23 protein-coding genes are annotated in these 26,987 nt (G+C 38.6%); 14 read left to right on the plus strand and 9 right to left on the minus strand.

Going from position 1 to position 26,987, the window contains the following annotated elements:
• Positions 1-40 precede the first annotated feature (40 nt).
• A complete protein-coding gene (locus AC6CHV_RS14570; protein WP_341332217.1) occupies positions 41-751 on the minus strand; it encodes a hypothetical protein in 711 nt (236 codons plus the stop codon).
• Positions 752-975: 224 nt separating this feature from the next.
• On the opposite strand from AC6CHV_RS14570, the gene ykzS reads away from it, so the two are divergent.
• The 8 genes from ykzS to AC6CHV_RS14610 all read left to right on the plus strand — a co-directional run bounded on the left by ykzS (position 976) and on the right by AC6CHV_RS14610 (position 8,376).
• Positions 976-1,170, plus strand: a complete 195-nt coding sequence (ykzS, locus tag AC6CHV_RS14575) for a protein YkzS (RefSeq protein WP_341332216.1) — start codon at positions 976-978, stop codon at positions 1,168-1,170.
• Positions 1,171-1,262: 92 nt separating this feature from the next.
• Entirely contained in the window at positions 1,263-1,715 is a 453-nt protein-coding gene (locus tag AC6CHV_RS14580; RefSeq protein ID WP_099364562.1) for a MarR family winged helix-turn-helix transcriptional regulator, read from the plus strand.
• A gap of 137 nt (positions 1,716-1,852) precedes the next feature.
• Entirely contained in the window at positions 1,853-2,596 is a 744-nt protein-coding gene (locus AC6CHV_RS14585) for a GTP cyclohydrolase II (RefSeq protein WP_440272686.1), read from the plus strand.
• 139 nt (positions 2,597-2,735) lie between these two features.
• Positions 2,736-4,109: an aldehyde dehydrogenase gene (locus tag AC6CHV_RS14590; RefSeq protein ID WP_440272687.1), complete on the plus strand. Its 1,374-nt coding sequence runs from the start codon at positions 2,736-2,738 to the stop codon at positions 4,107-4,109.
• A 241-nt stretch (positions 4,110-4,350) separates the two neighbouring features.
• Entirely contained in the window at positions 4,351-4,941 is a 591-nt protein-coding gene (locus AC6CHV_RS14595) for a cell wall hydrolase (protein ID WP_341332214.1), read from the plus strand.
• Positions 4,942-5,047: 106 nt separating this feature from the next.
• Positions 5,048-6,007, plus strand: a complete 960-nt coding sequence (locus AC6CHV_RS14600) for a nucleoside hydrolase (protein ID WP_341332213.1) — start codon at positions 5,048-5,050, stop codon at positions 6,005-6,007.
• 196 nt (positions 6,008-6,203) lie between these two features.
• The gene (locus AC6CHV_RS14605; RefSeq protein ID WP_121445256.1) at positions 6,204-6,545 is read left to right on the plus strand and encodes a DUF4257 domain-containing protein; all 342 of its coding nucleotides are present in this window, start codon (positions 6,204-6,206) and stop codon (positions 6,543-6,545) included.
• 211 nt (positions 6,546-6,756) lie between these two features.
• Positions 6,757-8,376, plus strand: a complete 1,620-nt coding sequence (locus tag AC6CHV_RS14610; protein WP_341332212.1) for an ABC-F family ATP-binding cassette domain-containing protein — start codon at positions 6,757-6,759, stop codon at positions 8,374-8,376.
• A gap of 36 nt (positions 8,377-8,412) precedes the next feature.
• On the opposite strand, the gene AC6CHV_RS14615 is transcribed toward AC6CHV_RS14610, so the two are convergent.
• Together AC6CHV_RS14615 and AC6CHV_RS14620 are read right to left on the minus strand one after the other, a co-directional pair.
• Positions 8,413-8,631, minus strand: coding sequence for a spore germination protein (locus AC6CHV_RS14615; protein WP_440272688.1), 219 nt, complete (start codon positions 8,629-8,631; stop codon positions 8,413-8,415).
• Positions 8,632-8,741: 110 nt separating this feature from the next.
• Positions 8,742-8,927, minus strand: a complete 186-nt coding sequence (locus AC6CHV_RS14620) for a hypothetical protein (RefSeq protein WP_341332211.1) — start codon at positions 8,925-8,927, stop codon at positions 8,742-8,744.
• A gap of 175 nt (positions 8,928-9,102) precedes the next feature.
• Between AC6CHV_RS14620 and AC6CHV_RS14625 the strand changes: the two genes are divergently transcribed.
• Positions 9,103-9,258, plus strand: coding sequence for a hypothetical protein (locus AC6CHV_RS14625; protein ID WP_165918085.1), 156 nt, complete (start codon positions 9,103-9,105; stop codon positions 9,256-9,258).
• 68 nt (positions 9,259-9,326) lie between these two features.
• On the opposite strand, the gene AC6CHV_RS14630 is transcribed toward AC6CHV_RS14625, so the two are convergent.
• Both AC6CHV_RS14630 and AC6CHV_RS14635 read right to left on the minus strand, forming a co-directional pair.
• Positions 9,327-9,521 carry a small, acid-soluble spore protein, alpha/beta type gene (locus AC6CHV_RS14630; RefSeq protein WP_121445252.1) on the minus strand — a complete coding sequence of 65 codons (195 nt, stop codon included), beginning with the start codon at positions 9,519-9,521 and terminating at the stop codon, positions 9,327-9,329.
• A gap of 225 nt (positions 9,522-9,746) precedes the next feature.
• Positions 9,747-10,679, minus strand: coding sequence for a CobW family GTP-binding protein (locus tag AC6CHV_RS14635; protein WP_341332210.1), 933 nt, complete (start codon positions 10,677-10,679; stop codon positions 9,747-9,749).
• 501 nt (positions 10,680-11,180) lie between these two features.
• Here AC6CHV_RS14635 and abc-f point away from each other — a divergent pair.
• Positions 11,181-12,869: a ribosomal protection-like ABC-F family protein gene (gene abc-f, locus AC6CHV_RS14640; protein WP_498079099.1), complete on the plus strand. Its 1,689-nt coding sequence runs from the start codon at positions 11,181-11,183 to the stop codon at positions 12,867-12,869.
• A gap of 984 nt (positions 12,870-13,853) precedes the next feature.
• On the opposite strand, the gene AC6CHV_RS14645 is transcribed toward abc-f, so the two are convergent.
• The 4 genes from AC6CHV_RS14645 to AC6CHV_RS14660 all read right to left on the minus strand — a co-directional run bounded on the left by AC6CHV_RS14645 (position 13,854) and on the right by AC6CHV_RS14660 (position 19,255).
• Entirely contained in the window at positions 13,854-15,782 is a 1,929-nt protein-coding gene (locus AC6CHV_RS14645; protein ID WP_498079100.1) for a TRAP transporter fused permease subunit, read from the minus strand.
• A 24-nt stretch (positions 15,783-15,806) separates the two neighbouring features.
• On the minus strand, positions 15,807-16,814 hold the full coding sequence (locus AC6CHV_RS14650) for a TAXI family TRAP transporter solute-binding subunit (RefSeq protein WP_341332206.1): 1,008 nt from the start codon (positions 16,812-16,814) through the stop codon (positions 15,807-15,809).
• 79 nt (positions 16,815-16,893) lie between these two features.
• On the minus strand, positions 16,894-17,754 hold the full coding sequence (nadC, locus tag AC6CHV_RS14655) for a carboxylating nicotinate-nucleotide diphosphorylase (RefSeq protein ID WP_341332205.1): 861 nt from the start codon (positions 17,752-17,754) through the stop codon (positions 16,894-16,896).
• 268 nt (positions 17,755-18,022) lie between these two features.
• Positions 18,023-19,255, minus strand: a complete 1,233-nt coding sequence (locus tag AC6CHV_RS14660) for an aminopeptidase (RefSeq protein ID WP_341332204.1) — start codon at positions 19,253-19,255, stop codon at positions 18,023-18,025.
• A 175-nt stretch (positions 19,256-19,430) separates the two neighbouring features.
• Here AC6CHV_RS14660 and AC6CHV_RS14665 point away from each other — a divergent pair, with 175 nt between their 5' ends.
• From AC6CHV_RS14665 to AC6CHV_RS14680, 4 genes are all read left to right on the plus strand, one after another.
• Positions 19,431-19,925, plus strand: a complete 495-nt coding sequence (locus AC6CHV_RS14665) for a DUF1648 domain-containing protein (RefSeq protein ID WP_440272692.1) — start codon at positions 19,431-19,433, stop codon at positions 19,923-19,925.
• Between the two features lie 108 nt (positions 19,926-20,033).
• Positions 20,034-20,723: a copper homeostasis protein CutC gene (locus AC6CHV_RS14670; protein WP_498079101.1), complete on the plus strand. Its 690-nt coding sequence runs from the start codon at positions 20,034-20,036 to the stop codon at positions 20,721-20,723.
• 125 nt (positions 20,724-20,848) lie between these two features.
• A complete protein-coding gene (locus tag AC6CHV_RS14675; protein WP_498079102.1) occupies positions 20,849-23,785 on the plus strand; it encodes a PD-(D/E)XK nuclease family protein in 2,937 nt (978 codons plus the stop codon).
• A complete protein-coding gene (locus tag AC6CHV_RS14680; RefSeq protein WP_498079103.1) occupies positions 23,778-26,981 on the plus strand; it encodes a UvrD-helicase domain-containing protein in 3,204 nt (1,067 codons plus the stop codon). Before AC6CHV_RS14675 ends, AC6CHV_RS14680 begins: the two co-directional genes overlap by 8 nt.
• Positions 26,982-26,987: the final 6 nt, after the last annotated feature.

Genomic DNA, 26,987 nt, shown 5'->3' on the forward strand with positions numbered 1-26,987 from the left:
TATGAAAAGGTGCCTCACAGGAGACACCAATAATGTAAATCTATCTACCAAAACCGCCCATCATTCCAGGGCCACCCATCGGGCCCTGCTGCTGTCCGCAGGTGCAGCCAGGGCCATGAGGTCCATGAGGCATCATCAGATTTGGTGCCATTCCAGGGCCTTGAGGAGACATCATCCCAGGATTACCCGGTCCCCCAGGTCCGAATCCACCCATCTCACCAGGTGCCATCCCAGGACCTTGAGGACCAAAACCGCTCATGGGTCCAACACCAGGACCTTGAGGACCAAAACCGCTCATGGGTCCAACACCAGGTCCTTGAGGACCAAAACCGCTCATCGGCCCCACACTGGATCCTTGAGGATCAAAACCGCCCATCATTCCAGGTCCGCCCATTGGACCTTGTTGTTGTCCACAAGTGCAGCCAGGGCCATGAGGTCCGTGAGGCATCATCATATTTGGCGCCATTCCAGGACCATACGAATTAAATGCTGCGGGCATTACAACTTCGCCTTCGTTTGGACCAGCACCACATCCACAATCATCGCCCATCATGTGTTGGTGGGTGGGTGAAGGATAGCTACCTTGAACCTCTTGTTGGAAGCCAGTTCCTGGGTATCCCATTTGTGGAATATTCATTCCCATAGGTATTCCTTCTTGTCCGAAGCTAGCTCCTTGCGCAGGCGCATATCCCAAGCCTTGTTGGTTACTCATATTCGGATTAAAACCAAACGGGTTTTGATAATTTTTCATAAAAAACCACCTCGTTATTGTATTCAAACAGTTAAAAGCCAGCAAACATAATCTCAATTTTTTGAGAGAGCTTTTTAATTTTATATTTCGACATAATGCCTACTAGACATTTCCCCCATATCTTATGCCTAAGTATGTATAGTGTGTAAGATAGAGGTATAAATGGGTATTAGCCTTGTTTCTTATTTTTTGAACAATTATAATCTAAAAAGAGGTGTATACATATGAATGAAGAATTTGTAAATGAAATTTTAAATAAGCTCCGGGATGGAGAGTTAAATGAATACCTTGTGAAGAAGGATCAATTTTTGGAGTTCCGAAATACGTTGGTTAAGCGGGAAGATTTTAAGCATTTTAGAGGAATTGCCCATCACGGTGGGGATGTCATGTATAGATATACGGAAGCTGCAAGGAGCTAATGGGAAAAAAGTCACAGAACCCAACTTGACAGAGAACATAAAAATTTAGTAAAATTATCTTGAATTCGAGATAATGAAAAAGGGTGGATCGTATGGAAGCGAATGAAGCAGTAAATGTTCCTAACCTCTCCTTGAAATTTTTTGTCATACTATCTAGAGCATTTCGATCTGTAAATGAGCGGGTAGAAGAGGATGTAAAAGGATACGGATTAAATCTAACTGAGTTTGCTGTGTTAGAACTTCTCTATCATAAAGGGGACCAACCAATTCAACATATTGGTAAGAAGGTCTTATTATCGAGCGGAAGTATAACATATGTTGTGGATAAATTAGAAAAAAAGAATTATATTTCAAGAAAACCATGTCCAAAGGATCGACGTGTAACATGGGCGTCCATCACAGAGGAAGGTAAACAATTTATGGATACGATATTTCCAAAGCATGAACAGGCTATTGAAGAAATTGTTGGGGTGCTGTCTGATTCTGAAAAAGAAGAAATGATGGTGCTATTGAAAAAGCTTGGATATCATGCTGACAAACTGTAAAACTTACTAAATGAGGGACTATTCTATAAGGATATAAAGTGTATATTTCTTGACCTCCCTTTTTAATAATTCTATACTTTCAAAACATAGAGTAGAATAAATTTTACAAGTGGTAACATTAGAAAGGGAGAATTCTTATGGTTTCAGAAAAGGTGAAAGACCTTCTATTAAATAAAATGAGCATGATCCATAAACAAGGGGAACAGGATATTTGCTTAGTTGGACCTGTAACATTACCCGTTCAATTAGATGATCAAGTGGTAACTTTTAAATGGTATACATGGCTAAAAATGGAGAGTGGAATGAGTAAAGAGGAAGTACTAGATGCTCTCCCTACAACTAATTTAGCAGAAATGCAGCAATCATCTGTTCTTGTATATGGTGATTTTGACTCAGAACATGATGCGCTAATTAGAATGCATAGTATTTGCCATACTGGTGATATATTTGGAAGCAAGCGTTGTGATTGTGGTTTCCAATTACGGGAATCCATGAGAATGATTGTCTCAAATGGATCTGGGGCTCTCTTTTACTTAGCTAATCACGAGGGAAGAGGGATTGGCTTATTTTCAAAATCCTTAGCGTATATTCTCCAGCAAGAAGGGTTAGACACAGTTGAAGCAAACCTTGCATTAGGCTTTAACGATGATAGTCGCAACTATGAAGATGCCATTCGCGTGCTTACTGAGTTACGTTCGAAGCCAGTTACCTTAATCACGAACAATCCGAAAAAACTAGCTGCATTACAAGAATACGGACTATTATCAGATACTCATGTCCCACTTTGGGGAGATGTTTCTGAATACAATAAAAAATATTTAGCTACGAAGGTTGAAAAATCCGGTCATATACAAGTAAAAGAAAAAATTGCAAGTATCTAATACTATATCAAGGGTAAGCCAAAAAAAAGATGGCTTACCTTTTTTCTACTCTACAAGTAGTATTATCTTGTTTTTTGTTAAAAAATAGTATGTACTATTTATAAATAGTTGGAAATCCTGTTGAAATGGGGGAGATGTAGTGGAAAGCTATGGTGCATTAATAAAAAAGCAGCGCGAATTTTTTTCTACAGGGAAAACAAAAGAAGTTGCTTATCGAATGGAAGCTCTTAAAAAGACTCGAAACATTATAAAAACAAATCAAAAGGAAATTATGGACGCATTACATAAAGATTTAAACAAATCCGAGTTTGAATCATATGCAACCGAAATTGGCTTTGTGTTAGAAGAGCTTAGGTTTACGATGAAGCATCTTGAAAAATGGGCGAAACCAAGAAAGGTAAAAACAAGCTTATCAGGTTTTGGAAGTAAAAATTATATTTATCCAGAACCATATGGGGTGGTCTTAATCATATCCCCTTGGAATTATCCATTTCAGCTTGCATTTGCACCATTAATTGGGGCAATAGCAGCAGGAAATTGTGCGATTTTAAAACCTTCTGAGCTAACCCCAAAAACGTCTGAATTACTAACAAAACTGATTCGTGAACATTTTCAAGAGGATTACATAGCAATTGTTGAAGGCGGTGTTGAGACAAGCACGGCCCTTTTAGAGGCAAAGACAGATTATATCTTTTTTACAGGTAGTGTGGCCGTTGGAAAAGTGATTATGGAGGCTGCAGCTAAACATTTAACACCTGTTACCCTTGAACTTGGAGGGAAAAGTCCTTGTATTGTCCACAAAGATGCGAATCTTCGATATGCGGCAAAGCGAATTGCATGGGGGAAGTATACAAATGCTGGACAAACTTGTGTCGCACCAGACTATCTGTATGTTCATAATGAAGTGAAAGCAGAATTTCTGAATCTGTTAACAGAGGCTATTCAGGAATTGTATGGGAATGCCTTAAGTAAAGAAAGTAAGTTTACGAAAATTGTAAGTGCGCGCCATTTTGATCGACTCACTTCCTTTATCCATAATAGTGGGGTTATTTTCTATGGTGGAGATGCTGATGTTGATAAGCTTTTGATTGAGCCTACAGTTTTAACTGATGTTACATGGGAACACCCGATCATGGAAGATGAAATTTTTGGTCCAATTTTGCCTGTAATGGGATACGATGATATCCTACAAACCATTGATGAGATTAATAAACGCCCAAAACCCCTTGCGTTATATATTTTTTCAGAAGTGGAACGAGTGCAAAATAAAGTGCTAGAATCCATCTCTTTCGGTGGTGGTTGTGTGAATGATACAGTTTACCATTTTACTTCACCCCATTTACCATTTGGCGGTGTAGGTGATAGTGGAATTGGTGCCTACCATGGGAAAGGAAGCTTTGATGTATTTTCTCATGAAAAAGGGATCATGAAGCAAACGACAAAGTTTGACCTTCCTTTGCGCTACTCAACAACCAAACATGGTTTGAAGCTGATTAAGATGATAATGAAATAACAGTAAAATGTTATTTATGTTAATAACATGACTGAGATGTTTGTAAAATTCAATCTGTATTTTTCCATCCTAACCAATATATAGGTGGTATATTTAGCGAGGATATTTTTTCCACTCATATTTTGAGGCAAAGTGTCTGTAAGGCTCAAGTATTCTACCACTTTTTGGGCAATGAAACGAAATATTACAGCTGTTAACCTTCTAGTAGAGCAAAAAACGACGATTACTAGGAGGAAAAAACATGAAAAACCTTAAAAAGATTGGATTTGCAACAGCATTAACATTTACCCTATTAGCATCAGGTGTGAGTGCATCGGCAGCAACTCATACTGTAAAAACAGGTGATACATTTTGGAATCTTGGCATGAAGTATGGAGTATCAGTTTTAGATCTTAAGAAAGCAAATAACCGAACAAGTGATATGATCTATCCAGGTGAAGAGCTTGAAATACCAGAGGTAGTGACGACTCAAGATAAGGAATTACTAGCAAAACTTGTACATGCGGAAGCAAAAGGGGAGCCATATGCAGGTAAGGTTGCAGTGGCTACTGTAGTGTTAAACCGTGTCGACTCATCTGAATTCCCTAATACGATTAAAGAAGTCATTTACGAAAAAACAACTGGCGGTTCATTTGCATTTAGCCCTGTAGCTGATGGTTCAATCAACCAGCCAGCTGATGAAGAATCAAAACGTGCAGTAGACGAAGCCATTACGTTCCGCGGACAAGGAAAAGGGTCATTATTTTTCTTTAATCCAGATAAAAGCTCAAATCCATTTATGATGGATAGAGAAGTAACAACTGTCATTGGAAATCATCGATTTGCAAAATAATACTTTTCAAAACACTCATTTCGTGTCATAGCGAAGTGGGTGTTTTTTTTAACATCCCAACATATAGTGAATATTATGAATGATTTTTGAAAGGGGAGCGGTGTTAATGACAGCAAAGGTACTGTTTTTCGGGGATCCAGGAATTGATGATTCGATCGCAATTATGTATGGACTGCTTAATCCAGAGATTGAGATTGTTGGAATCGTTCCTAGCTATGGTAATGTAAAACAAGAACAAGCTACTCAAAATGTTGCTTATCTATTATCGCTTGCAGGCAAAACGGATATCCCAATTATAGCAGGTGCAAAGGGACCATTATCAGGAGAGGTCACAGCGTATTACCCTGAAATACATGGGGAAGAGGGGCTTGGCCCGATTCAACCACCTGATACACTTCCTACCGCTGAGTTATTAAACTTTGATGAGATTTTTAAAATAATCGAAAAATATGAAAACGAAATCTATATTGTCGATGTAGGAAGATCAACATCTCTTGCGATTGCCTTCATCCTGGGTGGTGAGGTGATGGAAAAAGTTAAGGGGTTTTATATAATGGGAGGGGCTTTTTTTGTTCCTGGAAATGTCACCGCTGAAGCAGAGGCCAATTTTTATGGTGACCCAATTGCCTCAAATCTTATCTGTGAACGTGCACATAACTTGGCAATACATCCTCTTAATGTAACCATCCAAGCTATCTTAACTTCTGAAATTGTTGATCAAATTGTAAGGCAGGGAACAAATAATCCTTACCGAAATTTGATTCGTCCAATTTTTGATTATTATTATGAATTCTATAAGAAAAGCATGCCTGGTATTAAAGGGACACCACTACATGATGTTGTTGCCCTTAGCGCAATTGTAAATCCATCCATTATGCAATATGCAAGACGTAGAGTAAGGATCGAAATGTCTGGGATTTTAAAAGGAGTGAGCGTCGCGGATTTTCGTGCTAATCCGGACAAGGAGCCTGTTGAAACATTAGATCGGATTGCATTACGCATTGATTATGAAAAGTTCATAACTGATTTTATCCAAGTTATGACAAACGGAAGAGTGGCTAGGTAGTTATATGCAGTCCTTTAGGGGGTCGAAATAGTTTTTAGAATGAAAATGGGACATTGGTAGCATGAAAGTATTCGTAATTTTCGGAAAATATACCCAAGCTTTCTTATTCATAATTGGCATATAATGTTAATAAGGAAGCTTCCATTTGTTGCCTAAGGTCAAGCATTACCCAATCTGGACTTTAGGGGGTGATGACATGTTGTTGCATCTCGTGCTAGCAATCTTTATTGGTGGCTCTATGGGCTTACTGGGACATGCTAAAAAAAGGGGGAAAATAGAGAAACCTCGTGTAACAAAACGCTTCATCTACCTAGGATTCTTAGAAGAAATGCTTATTGGAACCATTGCAGCAGTATTAATTGTAGCTTCAAGTGACACAGAATCGATTTTTCGAGTCATATTCCTTTCGATTTTAGCAGGTTACGGCGGTGAAAAAATTATACAGGGATTTGGCGCAGGAAAACAAACAGATCTGCCAAACGAATTGCCACCAAAAAAACAGGAACAGGAGACCATTAATAAGAATGATGTTATTTGATTGTAAACAAATAAAAAAAGAAAAACGTGGTTTGTTTTAATGACTCTTTTTGCAGGAATACTGTGGGAAGGGTCATTTCTATTTTTCGGAAAAAAACTTGTCACAATATGGATGGGTCTTATGTCAACAAACTATGGACCGAAAACTAGTGTTGTTTCTATGAAAATGGTATAATCAGTAGCAATGATATGAAATGGAGGATTTATACTACATGATTACAGTTACAAATGTAGGTTTGCGTTACGGTGACCGCAAGCTTTTTGAAGATGTTAACATAAAGTTTACACCGGGAAATTGTTATGGACTAATAGGTGCAAATGGTGCCGGAAAATCTACCTTTTTAAAGATTCTTTCAGGTGAGATTGAACCACAAACAGGTGACGTGCATATGACACCAGGTGAGCGTCTCGCGATCTTAAAACAAAACCATTTTGAATATGAAGAACATGAAGTTCTTAAAGTTGTAATTATGGGACATGCTCGTCTATATGAAGTGATGCAAGAAAAAGACGCAATCTATATGAAGCCTGATTTCTCAGATGAGGACGGAATGAGAGCTGCTGAGCTTGAAGGGGAATTTGCTGAGTTAAATGGTTGGGAAGCTGAATCGGAGGCAGCTATCCTTTTAAAAGGACTAGGAATACCTGAAGATCTTCATGCGAAGAAAATGGCAGAATTGACAGGTTCTGAGAAAGTAAAAGTGTTATTGGCCCAAGCTTTATTTGGTAAGCCAGATGTTCTATTACTAGACGAACCTACTAACAACCTGGATTTAAAAGCAATCCAGTGGCTTGAAGAATTTTTAATTAACTTTGAAAATACTGTTATTGTTGTATCCCATGACCGTCATTTCTTAAACAAGGTATGTACGCACATGGCTGACCTCGATTATGGAAAAATCCAAATCTATGTTGGAAACTATGACTTCTGGTATGAATCAAGCCAGCTTGCTTCAAGAATGGCTCAAGATGCAAACCGTAAAAAAGAAGAGAAAATTAAAGAACTACAGGCATTTATTGCGCGATTTAGTGCAAATGCATCTAAATCTAAACAAGCAACTTCCCGTAAAAAGCTTTTAGATAAAATTTCACTTGATGATATCAAACCATCTTCTCGTCGTTATCCGTTTGTCGGATTCACACCAGAGCGTGAAATCGGTAATGACTTATTACGTGTAGAAGGTCTTACAAAGACAATTGATGGTGTTAAAGTACTTGATAATGTGAACTTTATTATGAACAAAGGCGACAAGATAGCATTTGTAGGAAAAAGTGAAATTGCAATCACAACATTATACAAGATTTTAATGGGTGAAATGGAAGCAGACAGTGGTACATTCAAATGGGGTGTGACTACATCACAAGCTTATTTCCCTAAAGACAACACGAAATATTTTAATGGAGATGAGCCAACATTAGTGGACTGGCTTCGTCAGTTCTCTCCAAATGATCAAAGTGAGAGTTTCCTAAGAGGATTCTTAGGCAGAATGCTATTCTCAGGGGAAGAAGTATTGAAAAAGCCAAGCGTGCTATCTGGAGGAGAAAAGGTACGTTGTATGCTTTCAAAAATGATGCTAAGTGGTGCAAACGTGCTTGTACTCGATGACCCAACAAACCATCTAGACCTTGAGTCTATTACAGCTTTAAATAATGGTTTAATTGCGTTTAAAGGTTCTGTATTATTTACATCGCATGACCATCAGTTCGTTCAAACAATTGCAAACCGTATTATCGAAATCACACCAAATGGTCTTGTAGATAAGCAAATGACATATGATGAATACCTTGAAAATACTGAACTTCAAAAACAAGTAGAAGCCATGTACGTATAACATTAAAAACCGTCTTACCTAATAGGTAGACGGTTTTTATGTGCCGGAAACAACATTTGAGTCGACGCCATCCGGGTCAAGGGTATTTGAAGTACTCACACGATTATTGTTTGTCACATGAAAACCTGTATTAAATGATCCCGACCCAGCGATTGTTTTACTGGTTGAAGTAGGGGAGACATAAAAGGAATTACCGGTGATGATAATACCCTCATTGCTGTTAATTTCAATCGGTCCTAAAAAGATAGAAGCCATATGCTTTGCACCACCTTCGTTCATCTTCGTAGTACTAGCATATGGCTCCTATGGAATTGTGAAAGGTACAAACCCCTAAAATTTTAAAAAGGATAAGCCAAAGTAGCTTATCACTTACCTAATAAGGCTAATATTCCTTTAAAGATTAGAACAAATGAGAATACGATAATTGTAATTGCCCCAACTAGAGTAAATACGGAATGTAGGCTAGTTAATACGTTATCATATTCTGTTACTTTAATAAGGGCAAAACCTGCTAAAATACAAGCTAAAAATAATATAGACATTTTTTCCATATGATTTTTCCCTCCTTTCTTCATCATATGTCCAAATTGAGAGGAAAGTGAGGAAAACAACGATGTTTTACACATTTTTTAATAAACAGGAATAAAAATCGTTTTCGTGAATAGAATGGTCATGTCGGAAAAAAGTGGATAAAATAGAAGGTTTAAAAACGATAGGGTGGGTAAGATGGCATTAGTTAAAAATTGTATTATTGTAGTACTGTTTGCACTGTTAGTGGTGGGAATGATTTTACTTGGGGTAAGAACGATTGAGGCAAAGGGAAATCCAACAGTGATGAAGACTTCAGATGAATTATATGTTGAAAAAACCGTTCATTTCTAGGGGAATGACGGTTTTTTAATTGTAATAAATAGGAGGCCCAGTATATGGACCCCCTTATAGGTGAATTGTTACTGTTGTGAACCGTTTGAAAGCTGCTGCTGCGCCATTGCAACAAGGCGTTTCGTCATCTCGCCTCCAACAGAGCCGTTCGCACGTGCGGTCGTATCTGCACCAAGCTGAACTCCAAACTCATTGGCGATTTCTTCTTTCATTTGATCTAGAGCATTTTCGCTACCAGGAACCAATAGTTTGTTTCTTGCCATGATACATCACTCCCGACAGAAGTTTTTTGAGTAACCAAATGATTACTCATAATTAACTTTCCACGTAATAAAATAAACATGCTTGGGAATCAAGACCAATATTATTCCTTAATATGGGTAGGGGAAAATTAACTTTAGTTAGGTCAGAATCTTGGCCAGTTGGTCACAATTATTCAGAACAACTTCACAATGACATTAAAACGGGTTAAATTTTTCCTTAAGAAACTATTCAATCTTCAAACTTTCTTCCTGTAGTTTCTCCATTTCGACCTTCATCCATGTTGGGTCTAATTTTTCACCGATAAATACCAAAGTTGGTTTATAATTCATCAACTCTTTTAAGTAAATGGGTGTTCCATAGGAGTATTGAAATAAATATGTGTTGTTCGAATGGGTAAACTTTAAATAGCCCTTAATTCGGTATATTGTTTCAGGCATCTTTCTGAGCCATTCTTCAAACAAATCGAGATCAAGTGCATTTGAAAATGTATGCACAAATGTTTTTAGCTTCAAATCGAGATGTACATGTGCTCGCTCATGTGGTTTTCGTTCAGCTTTTTTAATTGTACGGAGATCATCAAGCTTCACCGATGCATGCTTCGTTAGCAAACTTCTTGCCTCGCTGTTGATGGATTGAATTTCAAAGAGCATTTGTCCTTGTTCCATTTCAGATAACTGGTCGATTTTATTAAGTAAAAGCACATCCGCATGACGAATCTGTTCGCGTAATAGCATTTGTAATTGAGGACTTAGGGAATCTCTTTCTCTCCAACGAATCACATCAATTAGGGTTACAATTGATTGAACAAATAATTGATCGGCAAAAAGCGGTGACATACATGCATCTAATACTTCAATTGGATGTGCAACACCCGTTGTTTCAATGTAGATAGCATCTAGGTCATAATCCTGTAATAGTCCTTGCAAATGAACCTCAAGCTGTCCTTGAATCGTACAGCATACACATCCATTAAGCAGTTCTTTAAGCGGAGTGCTATCTGAAACTGCGTTTGAATCAATCGAAACCTGACCTAATTCGTTCATAACTACAGCAACTTTTCGACCTAATTGCTTTTCTTGAGTAAGAATATTTTGTAATAAAGTGGTTTTACCACTTCCTAAAAAACCAGATAAAATAAAAACCTCAACTTTTTCCATAAAAACTCCTCATTTTAATAGTACATATTTTCCTAATTAAAGGTGAATACCTTCTATTATAGCGAATAATGGCAATTAGGGAAAAGGCGGAATCTTGTTAGTAGGAATTGACAGGAAATAAACAAAAAATATATACTAAAGTTAACTAAATTCGAAAGGAATGGGTAAGGGGCAATGGATAACTAATCTTATTTTCGTACCGATTTTTCAAAAAGAATGAGAGTCCAAAAGCAGGATGAAAAGGACCAAGAAGTTCAAGGCGACGCAGCTTTGAGTACCGGAGCGTATGCAATTAATACGTGAGGAACGGAGAAGCAAGTCAACGCAGAAATTCGATGTGTCATTTTCACCGGACTTTTGAACATCCTCTAAAGAAAAAACGTGTATCTAGAGAATAGGATTAGTCTGCCCATTTCCATGTCCATTAGTACATTATAAATGTACGTTTATTTGTGATGGGAAAATACGTCCTCTCTAGATACCGTCTAGGGAGGTTTTTTTATGACGATTTTAAAGATGACCGGGATTCAAAAAAGTTACGGAGATAAGATTATTTTAAATAATATTGAATTCACGGTCCAAAAAGGGGACCGAATTGGGATTGTCGGGGATAATGGCTCAGGTAAAACAACGTTAGCAAATATCATAACTGGGAAGATAGAAATGGATAAAGGGTCAATTGACATGCCTTTTGGCCCTATTTCAATTGGATATGTAAAACAGGCTGCAGAAGTAACATATGAAGAAATCGAAGAAGCGACTATTTCCGGGGAGATATTGGAACAAACGAGTCAACTAGGGTTAATGAAGGTACACACCTGGGACCAAGAAAGAGCAGTACATTTAAGTGGTGGAGAGAAAACAAAGCTATCCCTTGCAAAGGTATGGTCATCGTCCTCTGACCTTTTAATACTTGATGAGCCGACAAACCATCTTGATTTTAAAGGTGTGGAATGGCTGATTGAAGAAATGAAGGCATATCAGGGAGCCATTCTAGTTATTTCACATGACCGATATTTTCTTGATCAAACGGTTAGTCAAATTTTGGAGATTGAAGGAGGCAATTCATTCATTTATCAAGGAAATTATACGAATTACTATAAGGAGAAAGAAAGGTTGTATCAAAGCCAGCTTCATCGCTACGACATTCAGCAAAAGCATAAAGAAAAAATAGAAAACCAAATGAGCAATTTACAAACTTGGTCGGATAAAGCGCATCGCCAATCGACGAAAAAAGAAGGTTTTAAGGAATTCTATCGGGTTAAAGCAAAGAAAATGGATAAACAAATTAAGTCAAAAATGAAACGGCTTGAAAAAGAGCTTGAAAAGAATAAAATTGAAAAGCCGATCGAAAAGGATGAGCTGCAATTTCACTTCAAACAAAATAAAAAGAGAGGAAAACGAATCGTTGAAGTGAAAAATGGAGAAATGCAATTTGGAGAAAGAATCCTGTTTCAGAATAGCCACTTTTATGTAAAGTTTGGGGAAAGAATAGGCATACTTGGTGAAAATGGATGTGGGAAGACGACCTTGCTTCGCATAATAATGGGTGAAGAACGGATTTCAAGTGGGGAGTTATGGAAAAGTGATTCTTTGAAAATTAGCTATTTATCTCAAGATGTGACAGATTTAGAGGAAACGAAGACCATTCTAGAATATCTTGGGATTACCGTCAGAGACGAGATAAGTGAAGCTAGAACGATATTTGCAAACATCGGGTTTAATGCAGATAAAATCAAACAGCCCATCTCCACATTAAGCTTAGGTGAACGAACGAGAATTAAGCTTGTTAAACTTTTATTGGATGAAGTTGATATACTGATATTAGATGAACCAACCAATCACCTTGACCTTGTAAGTCGGGAATCATTAGAAAAAATGTTACAGTCCTTTCAAGGTACAATTTTAACGGTATCCCACGATCACTATTTTCTTAAAAAAATGTGTGAGAAACTACTTGTTTTTGACAATCAAGTCATTAAAAGAGTTGAGATAGGACTAGAAGAATATCAGCAAAAAAATCATCAAGAACCTAAGACAATACAAAACAAGGAAGAAGAAAAGCTACTACTTGACAATGAGATAAGTGCGACAATCGGCAAATTATCTTTACTTTCAAAGGATGACCCGATGTACGAGGAGTTAGACAAAAAATTGTTAGCGTTAATGAAAAAGAAAAGAGAACTATGAAAGCCTTAAAAAGGAGAAAAAAGTTCAGTGTCACTTCAACACTGACGAGTTCCTTTTTATGTTCCAAACAGCCCCATTATCAAAATAAAAACATATACGAATCATATTCATTGTCAAAAAAAGCAACTGAGCAAAAACAACATCAAATCTTCGGACAGTGAAGGCAAAATTATCGTGGTCTTGTCCGAAGGTGAGGTAACTTCAGACAAGGGAAGGCAAAATCATCGCAGTCTTGTCCGAAGGTGAGGTAACTTCGGACAAGGGAAGGCAAAATCATCGCAGTCTTGTCCGAAGGTGAGGTAACTTCGGACAGGAGAAGGCAAAATCACGGCGGTCTTGTCCGAAGGTGAGGTAACTTCAGACAAGGGAAGGCAAAATCATCTCAGTCTTGTCTGAAGGTGAGGTAACTTCGGACAGGGGAAGGCAAAATCATCGTTAGTGTGTCCGAAGGTGAGGTAACTTCGGACAGGGGAATGCAAAATCATCGCGGTTGTGTTCAAAGTAGAGGTAACTTCAGACAAGGGAAGGCAAAATCATCTCAGTCTTGTCTGAAGGTGAGGTAACTTCGGACAGGGGAAGGCAAAATCATCGTTAGTGTGTCCGAAGTCAAGGTAACTTCAGACAGGGGAGGCAAAATTATCGCAGTTGTGTCCAAAGTAGACGTAACTTCGGACAAGAGAATGCAAAATCATCACTGTTGTGTCCGAAGTCAAGGTGTCTTCGGACAAGGGAAGATAAAAACATCGCGGTTGTGTCCAAAGTAGAGGTAACTTCGGACAGGGGAAGGCAAAATCATCGTTAGTGTGTCCGAAGTAGAGGTAACTTCGGAAAAGCCAAGGCAAAATTATGGTAGTTGTGTCCGAAGTCAATATAAAAAATGTAAGCGTGAATTCGTTTGTGAATTCACGCTTAAAATGTATTGTGATTTACTCTTTTACTACCCAAATTTGGAACCCGTCACTTCAACACCGAACTCTTTTTCTTTTAAGCCCCTTTTTCGAGTGGAGTGTATTGTATTGGGCGCTTTTTTTGTACTGCAATCACCAATACAAATAAAATGATGCCCATACTACTGAATAAAACATGTGGATATATCAGCAATAGACCACTCGAGATTAACAGTATGCGGTCAAGGTAAGTCGCACATTTTTGTAGCCAGCCAATCACGCCTGCGCTAAGTGCAATAACACCGATAACCGCAGTTAAGAATGAAACAAAAATTTCAATAGGTGGACCATCGAGCAGAAGTGCAGGTTCTAAAACAAACATAAATGGAATGATGAAGCCCACTAAACCTAGTCGAACTGCTTCTATCCCAACTTGGTTTGGGTTGCTATCGGCAATACCGGCAGCGGCATAAGCTGCGACTGCAACAGGTGGTGTAATCGCTGAAAAAATAGAGAAATAAACAATAAATAAATGGGCAGCCATTAATGAAACACCTAATTCCATTAAGGCTGGAGCAGCTAACATCGCTGTTAAAATATAAGCAGCAGCAACCGGCATTCCCATTCCTAAAATAATACAAATGAGCATAACTAGAATCAAGGTAGGAAGGAGCATACCTTCAGTTAGTCCAAGGACAATACTCGTTAATTTACCACCAAGTCCCGTTGACATGATACCTGAAATAACTAGCCCAGCCGCTGCACAAGCTGTTGTTACTGGGATAGAGGATTTTGCACCATCAAGCATCGCTTCAAAAATTTGCTTAACACCCATTCGGGTTTTTTTACGAAACCAGCTAACTACGATTATTGCTAATACACCGTAAAAACCAGTTCTAGATGCGCTATAGCCATTTAAAAGAAAGAAGAGTAAGATAACCAATGGGATAAAATAGTACCAGCCTTCTTTTAACACGTTTGAAACGTTAGGAATGTCTTCTTTATTCGCCTTTGGTAAATCTAATCTTATTGCCTCAAAATGAACCATCGCAAGCAATGAAGTATAGTAAAGTATTCCAGGAATAATGGCAGCAATAACAATCGAAATATATGGAATCTGAGTAATTGCTGCCATTAAAAAGGAAGAGGACCCCATAATTGGTGGTAAAATACTACCTCCAGTCGATGCAGCTGCCTCAACTGCTGCCGCAAATGTTGGTTTGTATCCGGAACGCCTACTCACTGGAATCGTAAATGAGCCTGTTGTTACAACATTCGCTGTTGGGCTACCAGAAATCATGCCAAAAAATGCACTCGCAATGACGGCTACCTTGGCTGCTCCACCGCGGGTTCTTCCAGCAAGAGCTGTCGACAACTGGAAGAAGAACTCACCCGCACCCGCCTTTTGTAAAAACGCTCCAAATAGTAAAAACATATACACGAATGATGCTGCAACTGCAATTGGTGAACCCCAAAGGCCGTTAAAGCTATAAGCTAGATCTTCAACTACTTCGGAAAACGAAAATTCCCTATGCCAAATGAGTCCTCCTAAATGATGGCCCCAAAGTGCATAACTGATTCCAATTAAAACGATGATGACGATCGGCATTCCAATCGTGCGACGTGCTGCTTCGATACTTAATAGGACAAATACGAAGCCAACAAAAATATCCAAAGGGGACATAGGGTCGACAATTGGAATCCGTTCCGAAATTCGTTCAGCGTGGATATTAAAATAACATCCGGCACCTAAAGCTAAGAGTGAACAAATATAGTCAGGGATTGTCGGTGTAGCGCTTGTTCTGCTTTGTTTTGAAAAACTATAATATAAAAAGGTCAAGATTAGAATGAAAGCTAGATGAGTTGCCAACAGTTGGATCGGATCTAGTTTTCCCCAGACAACAGACACAATTTGGAATAGTGATAAGATGAATGCAATACTTTTAAAATATTTAGCAGCGGGACCTGTCAAGTCACGCTTTTCACCTTCAGAAAAGGTTCTAGTTATATAATTTGTAAAGCCCATTATCTCGGGAACTCCCTTCTAAATTTAATGGATTAGTCCTTTTTCTACGAAAAATTTCTTTGCACCAGGATGAAGAGGGACCTTCCCGACTTTGCTAAAGTTTTCGTCTGATAGCTTCTTAAATTCCTTATGGACTGTGCCTAGATATTCTACATTTTCATAGATAGCCTTTGTAACGCGATACACTTCTTCTTCAGGAACATCCTTGTGAACAATTAAAATAGCAGGGGTATATAGGGTGTGTATATCTTGATTTAAAAAATTATAACTCCCTGCCGCTATTGTACCTAGCTCCATTCCTAGCTTATCTGCTACATCTTGAAGTATATCTTGGTCCATCGAAATAAATTTCATGTCATTTGTGATGGCCGCCTCTAAAATATCACTGGATGGGACGGATACTGCATCTCCTGTTGTATCGATTCGATTATCTCCCATCAATTCAAACGTTTTTGAACCACTTAAATGATCAACAGAACCACCCCAAGATGCTATATCTTTATAGGTTACATCGTACTCTTGTAAAATCGTTCGGGTTATGATTTCACCCGCAGAGCCCCTTTGGTCAACTGCTAGCCGCATCGGTGCTTCCTTTTGAATCACCTCGTCCAATGAATCGAATTCCACGTCAGCTCGTGCGATTAATTGATAATAGTTAGCAGGAATCACCACACTAATCGCCCGTATATCTGGATAGGCTTCTTTATAAGGTTCTGTTCCACTAAATGCTGCGTAAGCTGTCATGGCATAGGAGATACCATAAGGGACCGTGTTTGTTCCAACACTAGCCGGATTCTCAACAATTCCGCCAGGCTCAACCGTAATAAGTGAACCTTTATTTTCACGACGAATCGACTCGGCGATACCTTCTGTAAAAACAGACCATGCGCCACCTGTCCGTCCGCCAATAATAGTCGTTCGAATATCGCCAGTATCAGCGACAGACACCGCACCAACTTTATTCAAGCAACCTGCTAAAAGAATACTGCTAATTAAAAGTAAGAAAGAATAAATCCAATTTTTTTTAGACATTCACATTACCCCCAAAGGTCATGCTACCCGAGTTCCACCCGTACTTTTAACAAGTCAGATGTACTCGGGTAGCATATCATCATTCATTGAAAGAAGATTTCTTGTTACCTTCTTTTACTTGCAAGCTAATATCAAGGGCTTTTACTGAATGGGTTAAAAATCCTAATGATATATACTGGACACCGGTACCGGAATAGGTGGCTAAATTATCTAAAGTTATTCCGCCAGAGGCTTCGGTGATGATTCCCTTTGGTACTAACTTTGTGAAGTCATTCACTTCTTCAGGGCTACGATTATCGAACATAATCACATCTGCTCCAGCTTCCACAGCTTCCAAGACTTCTTCTTTGTTTTCCGTTTCAACTTCAATCTTTACCATATGGCCAATTTTTTCGCGTACCGCTTCAACCGCTTTTGTAATCGAACCGCAATAGGCGATATGGTTATCCTTAATCATAACCCCATCATAGAGCCCAAAACGGTGATTTTTGCCACCACCCGTTACAACTGCATACTTATCAAGCATACGAAGTCCTGGAATGGTTTTTCTAGTATCACAAATACGAATGGAAGGGTCGTTTAAAGCTTCTACACATCTGTTTGTAACGGTTGCAATTCCACTCATTCGTTGGATAAGGTTCAGTATCACTCTTTCACCAGTGAGTAGGTGGGATGTCGGTCCACTTACTGTTGCGATTGAATCGCCAGCATAAACATAATCTCCGTCAGAAAAACGAAGCTCGACTCCAATGGTAGAATCTAATAAGCGATAGGCTTCCTTAATAATGGCTAATCCAGAAATAATTCCTTCCTCTTTAGCAATAAATACGCCTTGACTTGTTTGTTCAATTGGGAAAATTGATTGACTTGTTACATCCAGTTCACCTAAATCTTCAAGTAAGAACTCCTGTAACATTTTACGCAATTTTAATAGATTCATAGTTTTTCCTCCTAGGATAAATAAGTTTGATAATAATTTCACAAACTTAGGTAAGGTAATTTTTGGTTATAAAAAGTTTAAGGGATACATCTGGAAATACAAGTGTCTTGTCATCTATATTTACATAATACTATCTAAAATTCAATAGCATCAATAAATAAAATTATTGGCTATTTTATAATTAAAAAGAAAAAAACACCACTGGAAGAGAAAATCCTCCAATGATGCCTATATATGACTTGTTAAATTTACTAGAGACAATATTATATTAGAATGCCCAGTCCCCTTTACGGAAAACGGGTTCGGTGGTGCCATCATTCGTAATGCCGTCGATGTCCATTTCACCTGAACCGACCATGAAGTCAACGTGTGTGATACTTGAGTTTGCTCCTTTTATTACAAGCTCTTCCCGCGACATTGTTTTACCACCTTCAATACAGAAGGCATATGCGTTTCCGATTGCAAAGTGATTGGAGGCATTTTCATCAAAAAGAGTATTGTAAAACAGAATTTTTGATTGTGAAATAGGTGAACTATGTGGAACTAACGCAACCTCACCTAAATAGTGACTGCCTTCATCTGTTTCCACAAGGCGTTTGAGTGTGTCTTCACCAGCTTCAGCCTTTACATCCACGATTCGTCCATTTTCAAATGTGAGCGTAAAGTTATCAATTAAGCTTCCCCCGTAATTGAGTGGCTTCGTGCTGCTTATATAACCATTTACACCTTCTTTTGCAGGAACGGTGAAGACCTCCTCTGTTGGCATATTGGCTACGAATTGAATATTTTGTTCGTTTTCACCACCACCGCCAATCCAAACGTGACCCTCAGGAAGTTCTACCATCAAGTCAGTTCCAGGCGCTGTATAATGCAATTTTTTATATTTTTTCTTGTTTAAGTACTCCACTTTTGCATGCAAAGTTGCATTGTGATCCTTCCAAGCTTGTACGGGATTTTCCGTATCTACACGAGTTGCTTGGAATATCGCTTCCCATAACTTTTCAACTTGTTCTGCAGAGGAGAGGTCTGGGAATACTTTTTCAGCCCAGCTTTCTGATGGCACAGCAATAACGGACCAGCTTACTTTATCAGCTTGAGAATAATTCCTGTATTTTTCCAGTGCTTGACCAGCAGTTTTATTTGCATTGGCAATGCGCTCAGGATTGACACCTTTCAGTAAATCTGGATTTGATGAAATGATAGACAAAAAGGCAGCTCCGTTTTCAGCGAGTTCTTCCATTCCTTTCGCTTTCCACATTGGGTAATCCAGGAATGCTTCATCTGGTGCTAAATCAAAGCGAGTGCGTGTAATTTCGTCATCATTCCACTCGACATATACATTTCTTGCTCCGGCCTCATAAGCTTTTTTTACAACTTTTCTAACATATTCTACAGCTGAGATAGGTGCATTGATAAGTAGGTTTTGTCCTTGCTGTACATTAACACCTACACGCACAGCTAAGTCAGCATATTTCTCTAACATTTGTTCGAACGTACTCATATGTATTCTCCTTTGCAACGTGCTATTAACCTAACACGATTGTGTTATATTTCTTTTTTAGTGTAACAGATACAATATCAACCATGAAATACATTTTTATGAAATTAATGTCTTAAATTGAAACCCTTACCACCCCTTCATCGTATTAAAAGTATGAGGAAGGAGTGGTTTTTTTATGTCCAACAAACCAGTGCTTAAACTCCCAAAAACAATATCTGAAAGAATACTAGAAACGCTATCAATTTTATTTTTAGTTGGTATTTATGTTTACATCATCGTAAGTTGGGGTGAAATCCCGGATCGAGTACCTACCCACTTTAATATCTCTGGTGAGCCAAATAGCTGGGGCGGTAAAGGTAGTGTTCTCATCCTCCCAATCATTGCAACCTTTTTATTCAAGACCATGTTTATCTTGAGTAAGTTTCCGCATATTCATAATTACCCTGTTGAGGTGACACCCGAAAACGCAGAAGGCATATATAGAGCATCTCGAAAAATGCTCGTCGTGATGAATTTCCTTCTTACGTTTTTCCTAGTGATTGGTGCATTGGAAATGATTAACGTCGCCCAAGGAAATGAAGGTCTAGGCATGTGGTACATGATTGGTTTTTTTGTGTCTCTTTTTGGGACAATGGGGTATTATATGTACAAGATGTTTAAAATAAGGTAAGTGGGGAAGAGTGTCAAAGTGACCAGAGGGACGGTTCTCTTGGTTCCTTATAAGGACCATAAGAACCGTCCCCGCGGTACCAAATTACATAAAAGGTAGGAAATAAACATGTTACTTGAAATTATTGTACAAGACGCAGTAGATGCAAGAATGGCCGAAGAACATGGTGCAAATCGTTTAGAATTAGTAACGGCAATGACAGAAGGAGGTTTAACACCTTCGTATGGAATTATAAAGGATGTTCTTCAAGCGGTCTCCATTCCTGTTCATGTTATGATTCGTCCTCATGGGTACTCATTTATATATTCAGAGGAAGATAAGCGAGTGATTTTGGAAGATATAAAGGTTTGTAAGGACCTTGGTGCCACAGGAATTGTTTTTGGTTCATTAACGGAAAGCGGAGAGATTGATGAAGCCTTTCTTGACATAGTGATTGCAGCAGCGGATGGAATGAAAATTACCTTCCACCGTGCAATTGATGAAGCAAAGGATATTATTGAGGCATATAAGACCCTTCAAAAATATAGTGATTCTATCCAAACGGTATTAACCTCTGGAGGAGCGCCAAAGGCGTTAGAAGGTGTAGAAAATCTTAAGGAAATGATTGCATTAGCTAACGAAAAGCCATCACCGGTCGTTATGCCAGGATCTGGCTTATCACACAACAATATTGTAGAAATTCATGAAAAAGTTCATGCAACCGAATACCATTTCGGCTCTGCGGTTCGAATAAATGGGAAGTTTAGCGAACCGATAAATGGGAATACTATTAGTACGATAAAACAAATATTAGGTTAATACAACATGGATGTCTGAATGTAGATTTAGACGTCCTTTTATTTTGGTAAAAATCGATTGAACAGATATCACGCCGTTAGAAACAAAGAAGTTACGGCTAGTCACGAAAATGGAGAGTGAAAACCTTGGAAGTTCTCATTAAACACCTCGAAACGATATGTAATAAGCATTTATTAACGGAAAAAATCTTACTTGTGGATTCATATATGATTGGCGAACAAATACTAAGGCAATTTACTCAAAATAAAAATAATGCGGTAAATATCAAAATCAAAACTGTTAAGGATCTTGCACTTGATGCCTACTCTAAAGAAGAAAACCAACTCATCAGTGACACACTAGGAACTCATTTTATGTATTCCCTACTGTCGGAGCAAAAGATGGACTTTCGCTATTTTCAAGAGGTTGAAATCACGCCGACTTTAAGCCAAAGGATGTACCAAACAGTAAAGTTATTGCGCCTGGATGGCTACACAAGTAGCTCAGTTTCGAGGGAAGATTTTGTTTCACCTGCAAAAGGCGAAGATATGATAAGAATATTAGCGACTTATGAAGAATTTCTTCATAAAAATAAAATGATTGATGAAGCCGAGCTTTTCAGGAGTGCTCTAGGAAAATATCACTCTAGAAACCAAGTCTTCATTTTTCAGAGCAACTTAAGGTTAGCTTACCTTCAAGTAGAATTTATAAAGAGTATACTTCCAGCAAATTACTTCCATTTACCGATGGAAGCAGTACGAGGTATGGAGATACCTGAAAGCACTTCTTTTTCAAAGGTTGTTTTCGGTGGCGAAACACCATTAAGCTATCTTTTTGATGTAGAACATTGCCAAACAACGATTCCGACACTTTCCCTTTTTTCTGCTAAAACGGAGGATACGGAGCTAAAGGAAGTACTATTTCGCATGAAGGAAAAAGGAATCAGGTTTGATGAGGCAGTAATCTTTTACACAGCAAGTTCGAAATATATAACCACTATGTATCATCTAGCGGAACGAATGCAACTCCCTGTGACGTACGGTGAGGGGATTCCAATTGGTTTTACGCGTCCTGGAAAGTTTGTGGCAGGCATCCTGGCTTGGATGAAGGAAGTTTATAGTGTGCTAGTCTTCTTGGACCTTCTTCAGGAAAATTTACTGGATTTGAGAGAAGACGCGCCGTCAAAAGCTAGAATTGCAAACTTGCTAAGGGATGCACATATTGGTTGGGGGAAAGAGCGTTATCTTTCACAAATCCATGACAAAATCAATCAACAAAACACTTCAGAGGAACGAATCCAGCATTATCAATGGCTATTAAAATGGTTCTCATCTGTATTCAAACAAACACCTACAATCCAACATGATGGAACCATTGTCTATAGTGATCTGCTAAAAACGATTAAATATTTTCTGCAAAACTATTGTAAAGTTTCTTCCGTATTTGACCAACTAGCGAAAGAGACATTATTAGGTAGAATTGATGACCTGTTGCCCTATGCAAATGAGGCTATAATAGAAGTTTATCAAAAATTTGAGGATGATTTTTTGTCAATACATATTGGCCATTCCCGACCAAAGCCTGGCTTTTTACATATTTCGTCCTATAAAAATGGTATCTATTTGAATCGTGAGCATGTATTTATTGTTGGAATGGACAATCAACGGTTTCCAGGGAGTTCAGGGGAAGACCCATTATTGCTTGATATAGAACGTGAGAAATTAGGTAGATTCCTTCCGTTAGAAAAGGACAAGGCGAAACGCAATCTCTATCTCATGTCTCAGCTATTAGCCTCAGCTGCAAACCATGAGATTACCGTGAGTTACTGTAGATTTAACGTTAATGAAAACCGAGTAATATCACCCGCCTTTTTGTTTTTGCAATGCTACCGAATTCAATCAGGTGATATTTCGGCAGATTTTACAACTCTACAAAAGAATGTTCCTGGTGTGGATAGAAAACACATAGTAGCTAGAGAAGATTGGTGGACCTACCACATCATAGATTCTCAAACTAATCTTAAAGCGGAATCTGTATTAGATGGGCATGCAAATATTGCAAGAGGACTTCATGCTGAAAGGATGAGGCAAGACCCTGCCTTCACCGTGTATGAAGGGAAAATAGAAAGTGATACGTCAGAGTTTGATCCTCGTAACAACCAAGATATTACGATTTCTGCAGGAAAACTTGAAAAGATTGCTAAATGCCCATATGCCTATTTTTTAGAAAATGTTTTGAGACTAAAAGTAATTGAGGATATTTCCTATGACCCGACTCGATGGCTTGACGCAAAAACGAGGGGAAGTTTGCTACACGAGATTTTTGAGAAGTTCTATAAAGAAATCAAAGCCCGTAATGAAAGACCTTCCTTCGAAAAACATATACTCTTGCTAACCAAAATAGCAAAAGAGAGGATAGAATTTGTAAAAACGCTCGTTCCACCACCAAATGCACGAACGGAAAGACTTGAGAAGGAGGAAATAATCGAGTCGTGTGAAACCTTTTTGAGAATCGAAGAAGAAAATAATGAGTTAGGGGAACCCTTGTATTTTGAATATTCCTTTGGTGAAGACGCACCAGCAGTGATTGAACTTCCATCAGGAAAGGTTCATGTTAGGGGAATCATCGACCGAGTTGATCAGTTACCTGATGGTTCATACCATATTATTGATTATAAAACGGGAAGTAGTTGGGGATATAAGACACAAGAGTTTTTTAAAGGTGGAAGACAACTCCAACATCTCCTCTACACACTTGCAATTGAAGCGCATTTGGGAATAAAAGATGGAGCGGTGAAAAAGAGCTCTTATTTATTTCCAACCCGAAAGGGAGCAGGGAAACGATTTGAACGAGAGCAGGAAGAAGCCACCCGTACAAATGGAAAGGACATTTTAGACAAGCTTCTTTCGATTGTGGAACATGGGCATTTCACGATGACTGATGATGAGAATGAATGCAAATTCTGTGAGTTTAAACAAATATGCAGACGTTCCACATATGACAAAGAAACATTAAAACAAAAACAACAAGACGAGACGGCAAAAGGATTAACAAGTTTTAAGGGGGTGCGCGCCTATGACTAAGGTAATTGTTGATCAAGAGGCAAGAGAAAAGATTACAAATGTATTGAATCAAAACTTTCTCGTAGAAGCTGGAGCGGGTTCGGGGAAAACGACAAGCCTAGTTGATCGAATGGTCAATCTTATATATACAGGAACGGCGAAAATAGATGAGGTTGTCGCGATCACATTTACAAAAAAGGCAGCAGATGAGCTTAAAACACGATTCTTAACCGTTCTCGAAAAAAAGTGTAAAGAAGAATCAGACCTGGACGTAAAATTTCTGCTTGAAAAAGCATTGCAAAATATTGAACAAACCTTTATCGGTACGGTTCATTCCTTTTGTGCTCGATTACTACGAGAAAGGCCAATTGAAGGGGGTCTTGATGTTAAATTTAAGGAACTTGAAGATTCAGAAGATGAAAAAATTGCTGAGGCTGCATGGCTTGTTTACATACATAAGTTAGAACAAGATAACCCACAGAAAGCGAAAATGATGAAGGAACTTGCGATTGAGGAACAGGATTTGTTAGATCGCTTCCGATATATGAAAAACTATCCAGATGTTCATTGGGCTAGTGATGCAGTGGAAAAACCATATCTTGATGATGTGTTTCGTCGTTTTATATCACTTTTATCAGAAGCAAGTCGTTGCATACCAGAGGATATTCCCAAGGGACCCGACAAACTCCAGGAAGCCGTGGAAGAATCACTACGTCAAATAAGATTCAATGCCAAAACGGACTCTCTAATGATTACCATTTTTCGATTGTTTGATAAAAACTTAAAGGTTACGCAGAACCGATGGACTTCAAAAGAAGATGCTAAGGAATATGAAGCTAGAATAACCGATTTTGTTGATGCGCAAATCAAGCCATTGCTGAATAAGTGGAATGAATTTTGTCATCCATTTGTCATTGACTTATTTAATGAAGCTCTAAAAGAATACGAAAAAATGAAACAAGAACGCTCATTAATGAATTTTCAGGATTTATTGATGAAAACAGCAGCCCTTTTAAAGGACAATTCAGAAGTACGTACGTATTTTCAGCAGAAATACAAAAGGTTGCTTGTAGACGAGTTTCAGGATACGGATCCGATTCAAGCGGAAATTATGTTTTATTTAACAGGAGACGATGTTTCGGAACGAAATTGGACAAAGTGTAAACCACGTCCTGGCTCCCTTTTTGTTGTGGGAGACCCAAAGCAAGCAATCTACCGTTTCCGACGTGCCGATATTGATATTTACAATCTAGTGAAGGAACTGATTGAAGCTCATGGTGGTGAAGTTCTTCAGTTAATCATGAATTTCAGAACGGTTGAAACTGTTACAAGCCTACTAAATGGCGTATTTCAGGAGCATCTACCCGAAAAAGAAACAGTCCATCAGGCCGCATACCGTCCATTGTATTCCTATAAAGAAGCAGGTAATTCCGTTATAGCAGGGATTAAGAAACTAGTATTGTCGGATAATTTCGCAAAAAATAAAACGACAACGCTAGATGAAGATGCAAAGTGTATAGCGGGTTATATCCAAAAATTAATCAATGAAGGTCATGAGCCAGCTGAATTCATGATCTTAACTCGTCAGAAAGAGGGTATTGATGTTTACGCGCGCGTTTTGGAGGGAGTAGGGATTCCAGTGAGTGTCAGCGGTGAAATGGAAATTGGAACAATTCCCGAATTCATGGACCTTCTTCGCCTTCTCGATGCTCTTGTGGATACGACTGATCAAATTGCTTTCGTTGCAGCACTTCGAAGTGTCTGGTTTGGTATCAGTGATGAGGAACTATTCCAATGGAGACAGGCAGGAGGAGCATTTTCTTTATATTCGGAAACTCCCGAAAGTCTAAATGGAGTAACGAAACAGCATTTTGATGTTGCAATCTCAAAGCTACAACAATATGTCAAATGGAAAACTACCTTTTCACCGCTTGTCGCAATTGTGAAAATAGTGGAGGATATCGGTTTATACCCAATATTCGCCGTTAAAACCTATGGTAAGAGGGAAATGACAAATCTCATCCAAATCCTTGAAGCACTGAGGGTAAAAGAGGAAGAAGAGGCATTAACCTTTAGACAAGCTGTTCAATTTGTAAAAACGCAAATTGAGGAAAAAACAAATGTTATCAGCCTTGAGGAAGACGAAAATGCGGTACGAATCATGAATGTTCATAAAGCAAAAGGCTTGGAGGCATCGATTGTATTCATAGCCCATCCCGGTAAAAAACCTGAAATTCGCAATAAAATATGGTCCCATATCAAACGTGAAGACAATGGCGCTACGGGGTATTTTATGTTTGGAAGAAAGCATGGTCAAACGACGAAACCTGTTGCACAACCCCTGTTTTGGGAGGAACACTTAGACGAGGAGGAAGCATACTTACTAGCTGAAGAAATTCGCGTTCTGTATGTTGCTGCTACTAGAGCTGAGAAAGCCATGATCATTAGTACATTTGAGTCTAAAAATACGAAAAATCCATGGAGTCTTCTATTAGATGGACTACCTGTGCTCGAGGATATAGATATCCCAGAAGCGATAACGGATGAAAATGACAGAAAGGGAAATATCACAACTCAAGATGATTACAGACTTGAAACACAAGGATTACTGGACTGGCTCGAGGACCGAAAACAACCTTCCTATGCTACATTTAGCCCTTCTGGAGAAAAACAAGATATATTCACGCTCGGAATTGAACGTGAGGAGGGTGGAGGATTGGCATGGGGAACTGCCGTTCATGAGGTTTTTGAGGGGGTCGTTAAAGGTAAAGAAGCTGAAATCGTTATTGTATCCACCATGAAAAAACACGAAATCTCTTTAGGACGAATGGAAGAAATCGCGCAAGTTGTGGAACGTTTTAAACAATCGACGATTTGGGCAGAGCTCAAAATTGCAGATCAAGTTCTAACAGAAGTTCCTTTCACTATACAAATCGATGCAAAAGATCCTTTGTATCAATATGTCAAAAAAAGGGACAATGCTGAGATTGTTTTTGTAAATGGAATCATTGATCTCGTTTATAAACTGAAGGGTTTTTGGAAGATTGTTGATTATAAAACAGACAGGCCAAGGGATGTTGAGATGCTACCAGAATTAACAAAATACTATCGAAGCCAAATCGACCTATACCAGCGAATTTGGGAAAGAATCACGGGTGAACAAGTGGCAGACAAACAGCTCTATTTTGTCACCCCAAATAAAATCATGACCCTTTAAACATCT

This window comes from Ferdinandcohnia sp. GQ5 (assembly GCF_059759275.1).

Bases quoted from the DNA above. Each gene is read 5' to 3' on its own strand.
- nadC (WP_341332205.1), bottom strand. From the start codon at position 17,754: ATGAATCTATTAAAATTGCGTAAAATGTTACAGGAGTTCTTACTTGAA.
- AC6CHV_RS14570 (WP_341332217.1), bottom strand. From the start codon at position 751: ATGAAAAATTATCAAAACCCGTTTGGTTTTAATCCGAATATGAGTAAC.
- AC6CHV_RS14665 (WP_440272692.1), top strand. From the start codon at position 19,431: ATGTCCAACAAACCAGTGCTTAAACTCCCAAAAACAATATCTGAAAGA.
- AC6CHV_RS14580 (WP_099364562.1), top strand. From the start codon at position 1,263: ATGGAAGCGAATGAAGCAGTAAATGTTCCTAACCTCTCCTTGAAATTT.
- AC6CHV_RS14660 (WP_341332204.1), bottom strand. From the start codon at position 19,255: ATGAGTACGTTCGAACAAATGTTAGAGAAATATGCTGACTTAGCTGTG.
- AC6CHV_RS14585 (WP_440272686.1), top strand. From the start codon at position 1,853: ATGGTTTCAGAAAAGGTGAAAGACCTTCTATTAAATAAAATGAGCATG.
- abc-f (WP_498079099.1), top strand. From the start codon at position 11,181: ATGACGATTTTAAAGATGACCGGGATTCAAAAAAGTTACGGAGATAAG.
- AC6CHV_RS14600 (WP_341332213.1), top strand. From the start codon at position 5,048: ATGACAGCAAAGGTACTGTTTTTCGGGGATCCAGGAATTGATGATTCG.
- AC6CHV_RS14620 (WP_341332211.1), bottom strand. From the start codon at position 8,927: ATGGAAAAAATGTCTATATTATTTTTAGCTTGTATTTTAGCAGGTTTT.
- AC6CHV_RS14610 (WP_341332212.1), top strand. From the start codon at position 6,757: ATGATTACAGTTACAAATGTAGGTTTGCGTTACGGTGACCGCAAGCTT.
- AC6CHV_RS14650 (WP_341332206.1), bottom strand. From the start codon at position 16,814: ATGTCTAAAAAAAATTGGATTTATTCTTTCTTACTTTTAATTAGCAGT.
- AC6CHV_RS14635 (WP_341332210.1), bottom strand. From the start codon at position 10,679: ATGGAAAAAGTTGAGGTTTTTATTTTATCTGGTTTTTTAGGAAGTGGT.
- AC6CHV_RS14595 (WP_341332214.1), top strand. From the start codon at position 4,351: ATGAAAAACCTTAAAAAGATTGGATTTGCAACAGCATTAACATTTACC.
- AC6CHV_RS14615 (WP_440272688.1), bottom strand. From the start codon at position 8,631: ATGGCTTCTATCTTTTTAGGACCGATTGAAATTAACAGCAATGAGGGT.
- AC6CHV_RS14625 (WP_165918085.1), top strand. From the start codon at position 9,103: ATGGCATTAGTTAAAAATTGTATTATTGTAGTACTGTTTGCACTGTTA.
- AC6CHV_RS14680 (WP_498079103.1), top strand. From the start codon at position 23,778: ATGACTAAGGTAATTGTTGATCAAGAGGCAAGAGAAAAGATTACAAAT.
- AC6CHV_RS14670 (WP_498079101.1), top strand. From the start codon at position 20,034: ATGTTACTTGAAATTATTGTACAAGACGCAGTAGATGCAAGAATGGCC.
- AC6CHV_RS14645 (WP_498079100.1), bottom strand. From the start codon at position 15,782: ATGGGCTTTACAAATTATATAACTAGAACCTTTTCTGAAGGTGAAAAG.
- AC6CHV_RS14605 (WP_121445256.1), top strand. From the start codon at position 6,204: ATGTTGTTGCATCTCGTGCTAGCAATCTTTATTGGTGGCTCTATGGGC.
- ykzS (WP_341332216.1), top strand. From the start codon at position 976: ATGAATGAAGAATTTGTAAATGAAATTTTAAATAAGCTCCGGGATGGA.
- AC6CHV_RS14630 (WP_121445252.1), bottom strand. From the start codon at position 9,521: ATGGCAAGAAACAAACTATTGGTTCCTGGTAGCGAAAATGCTCTAGAT.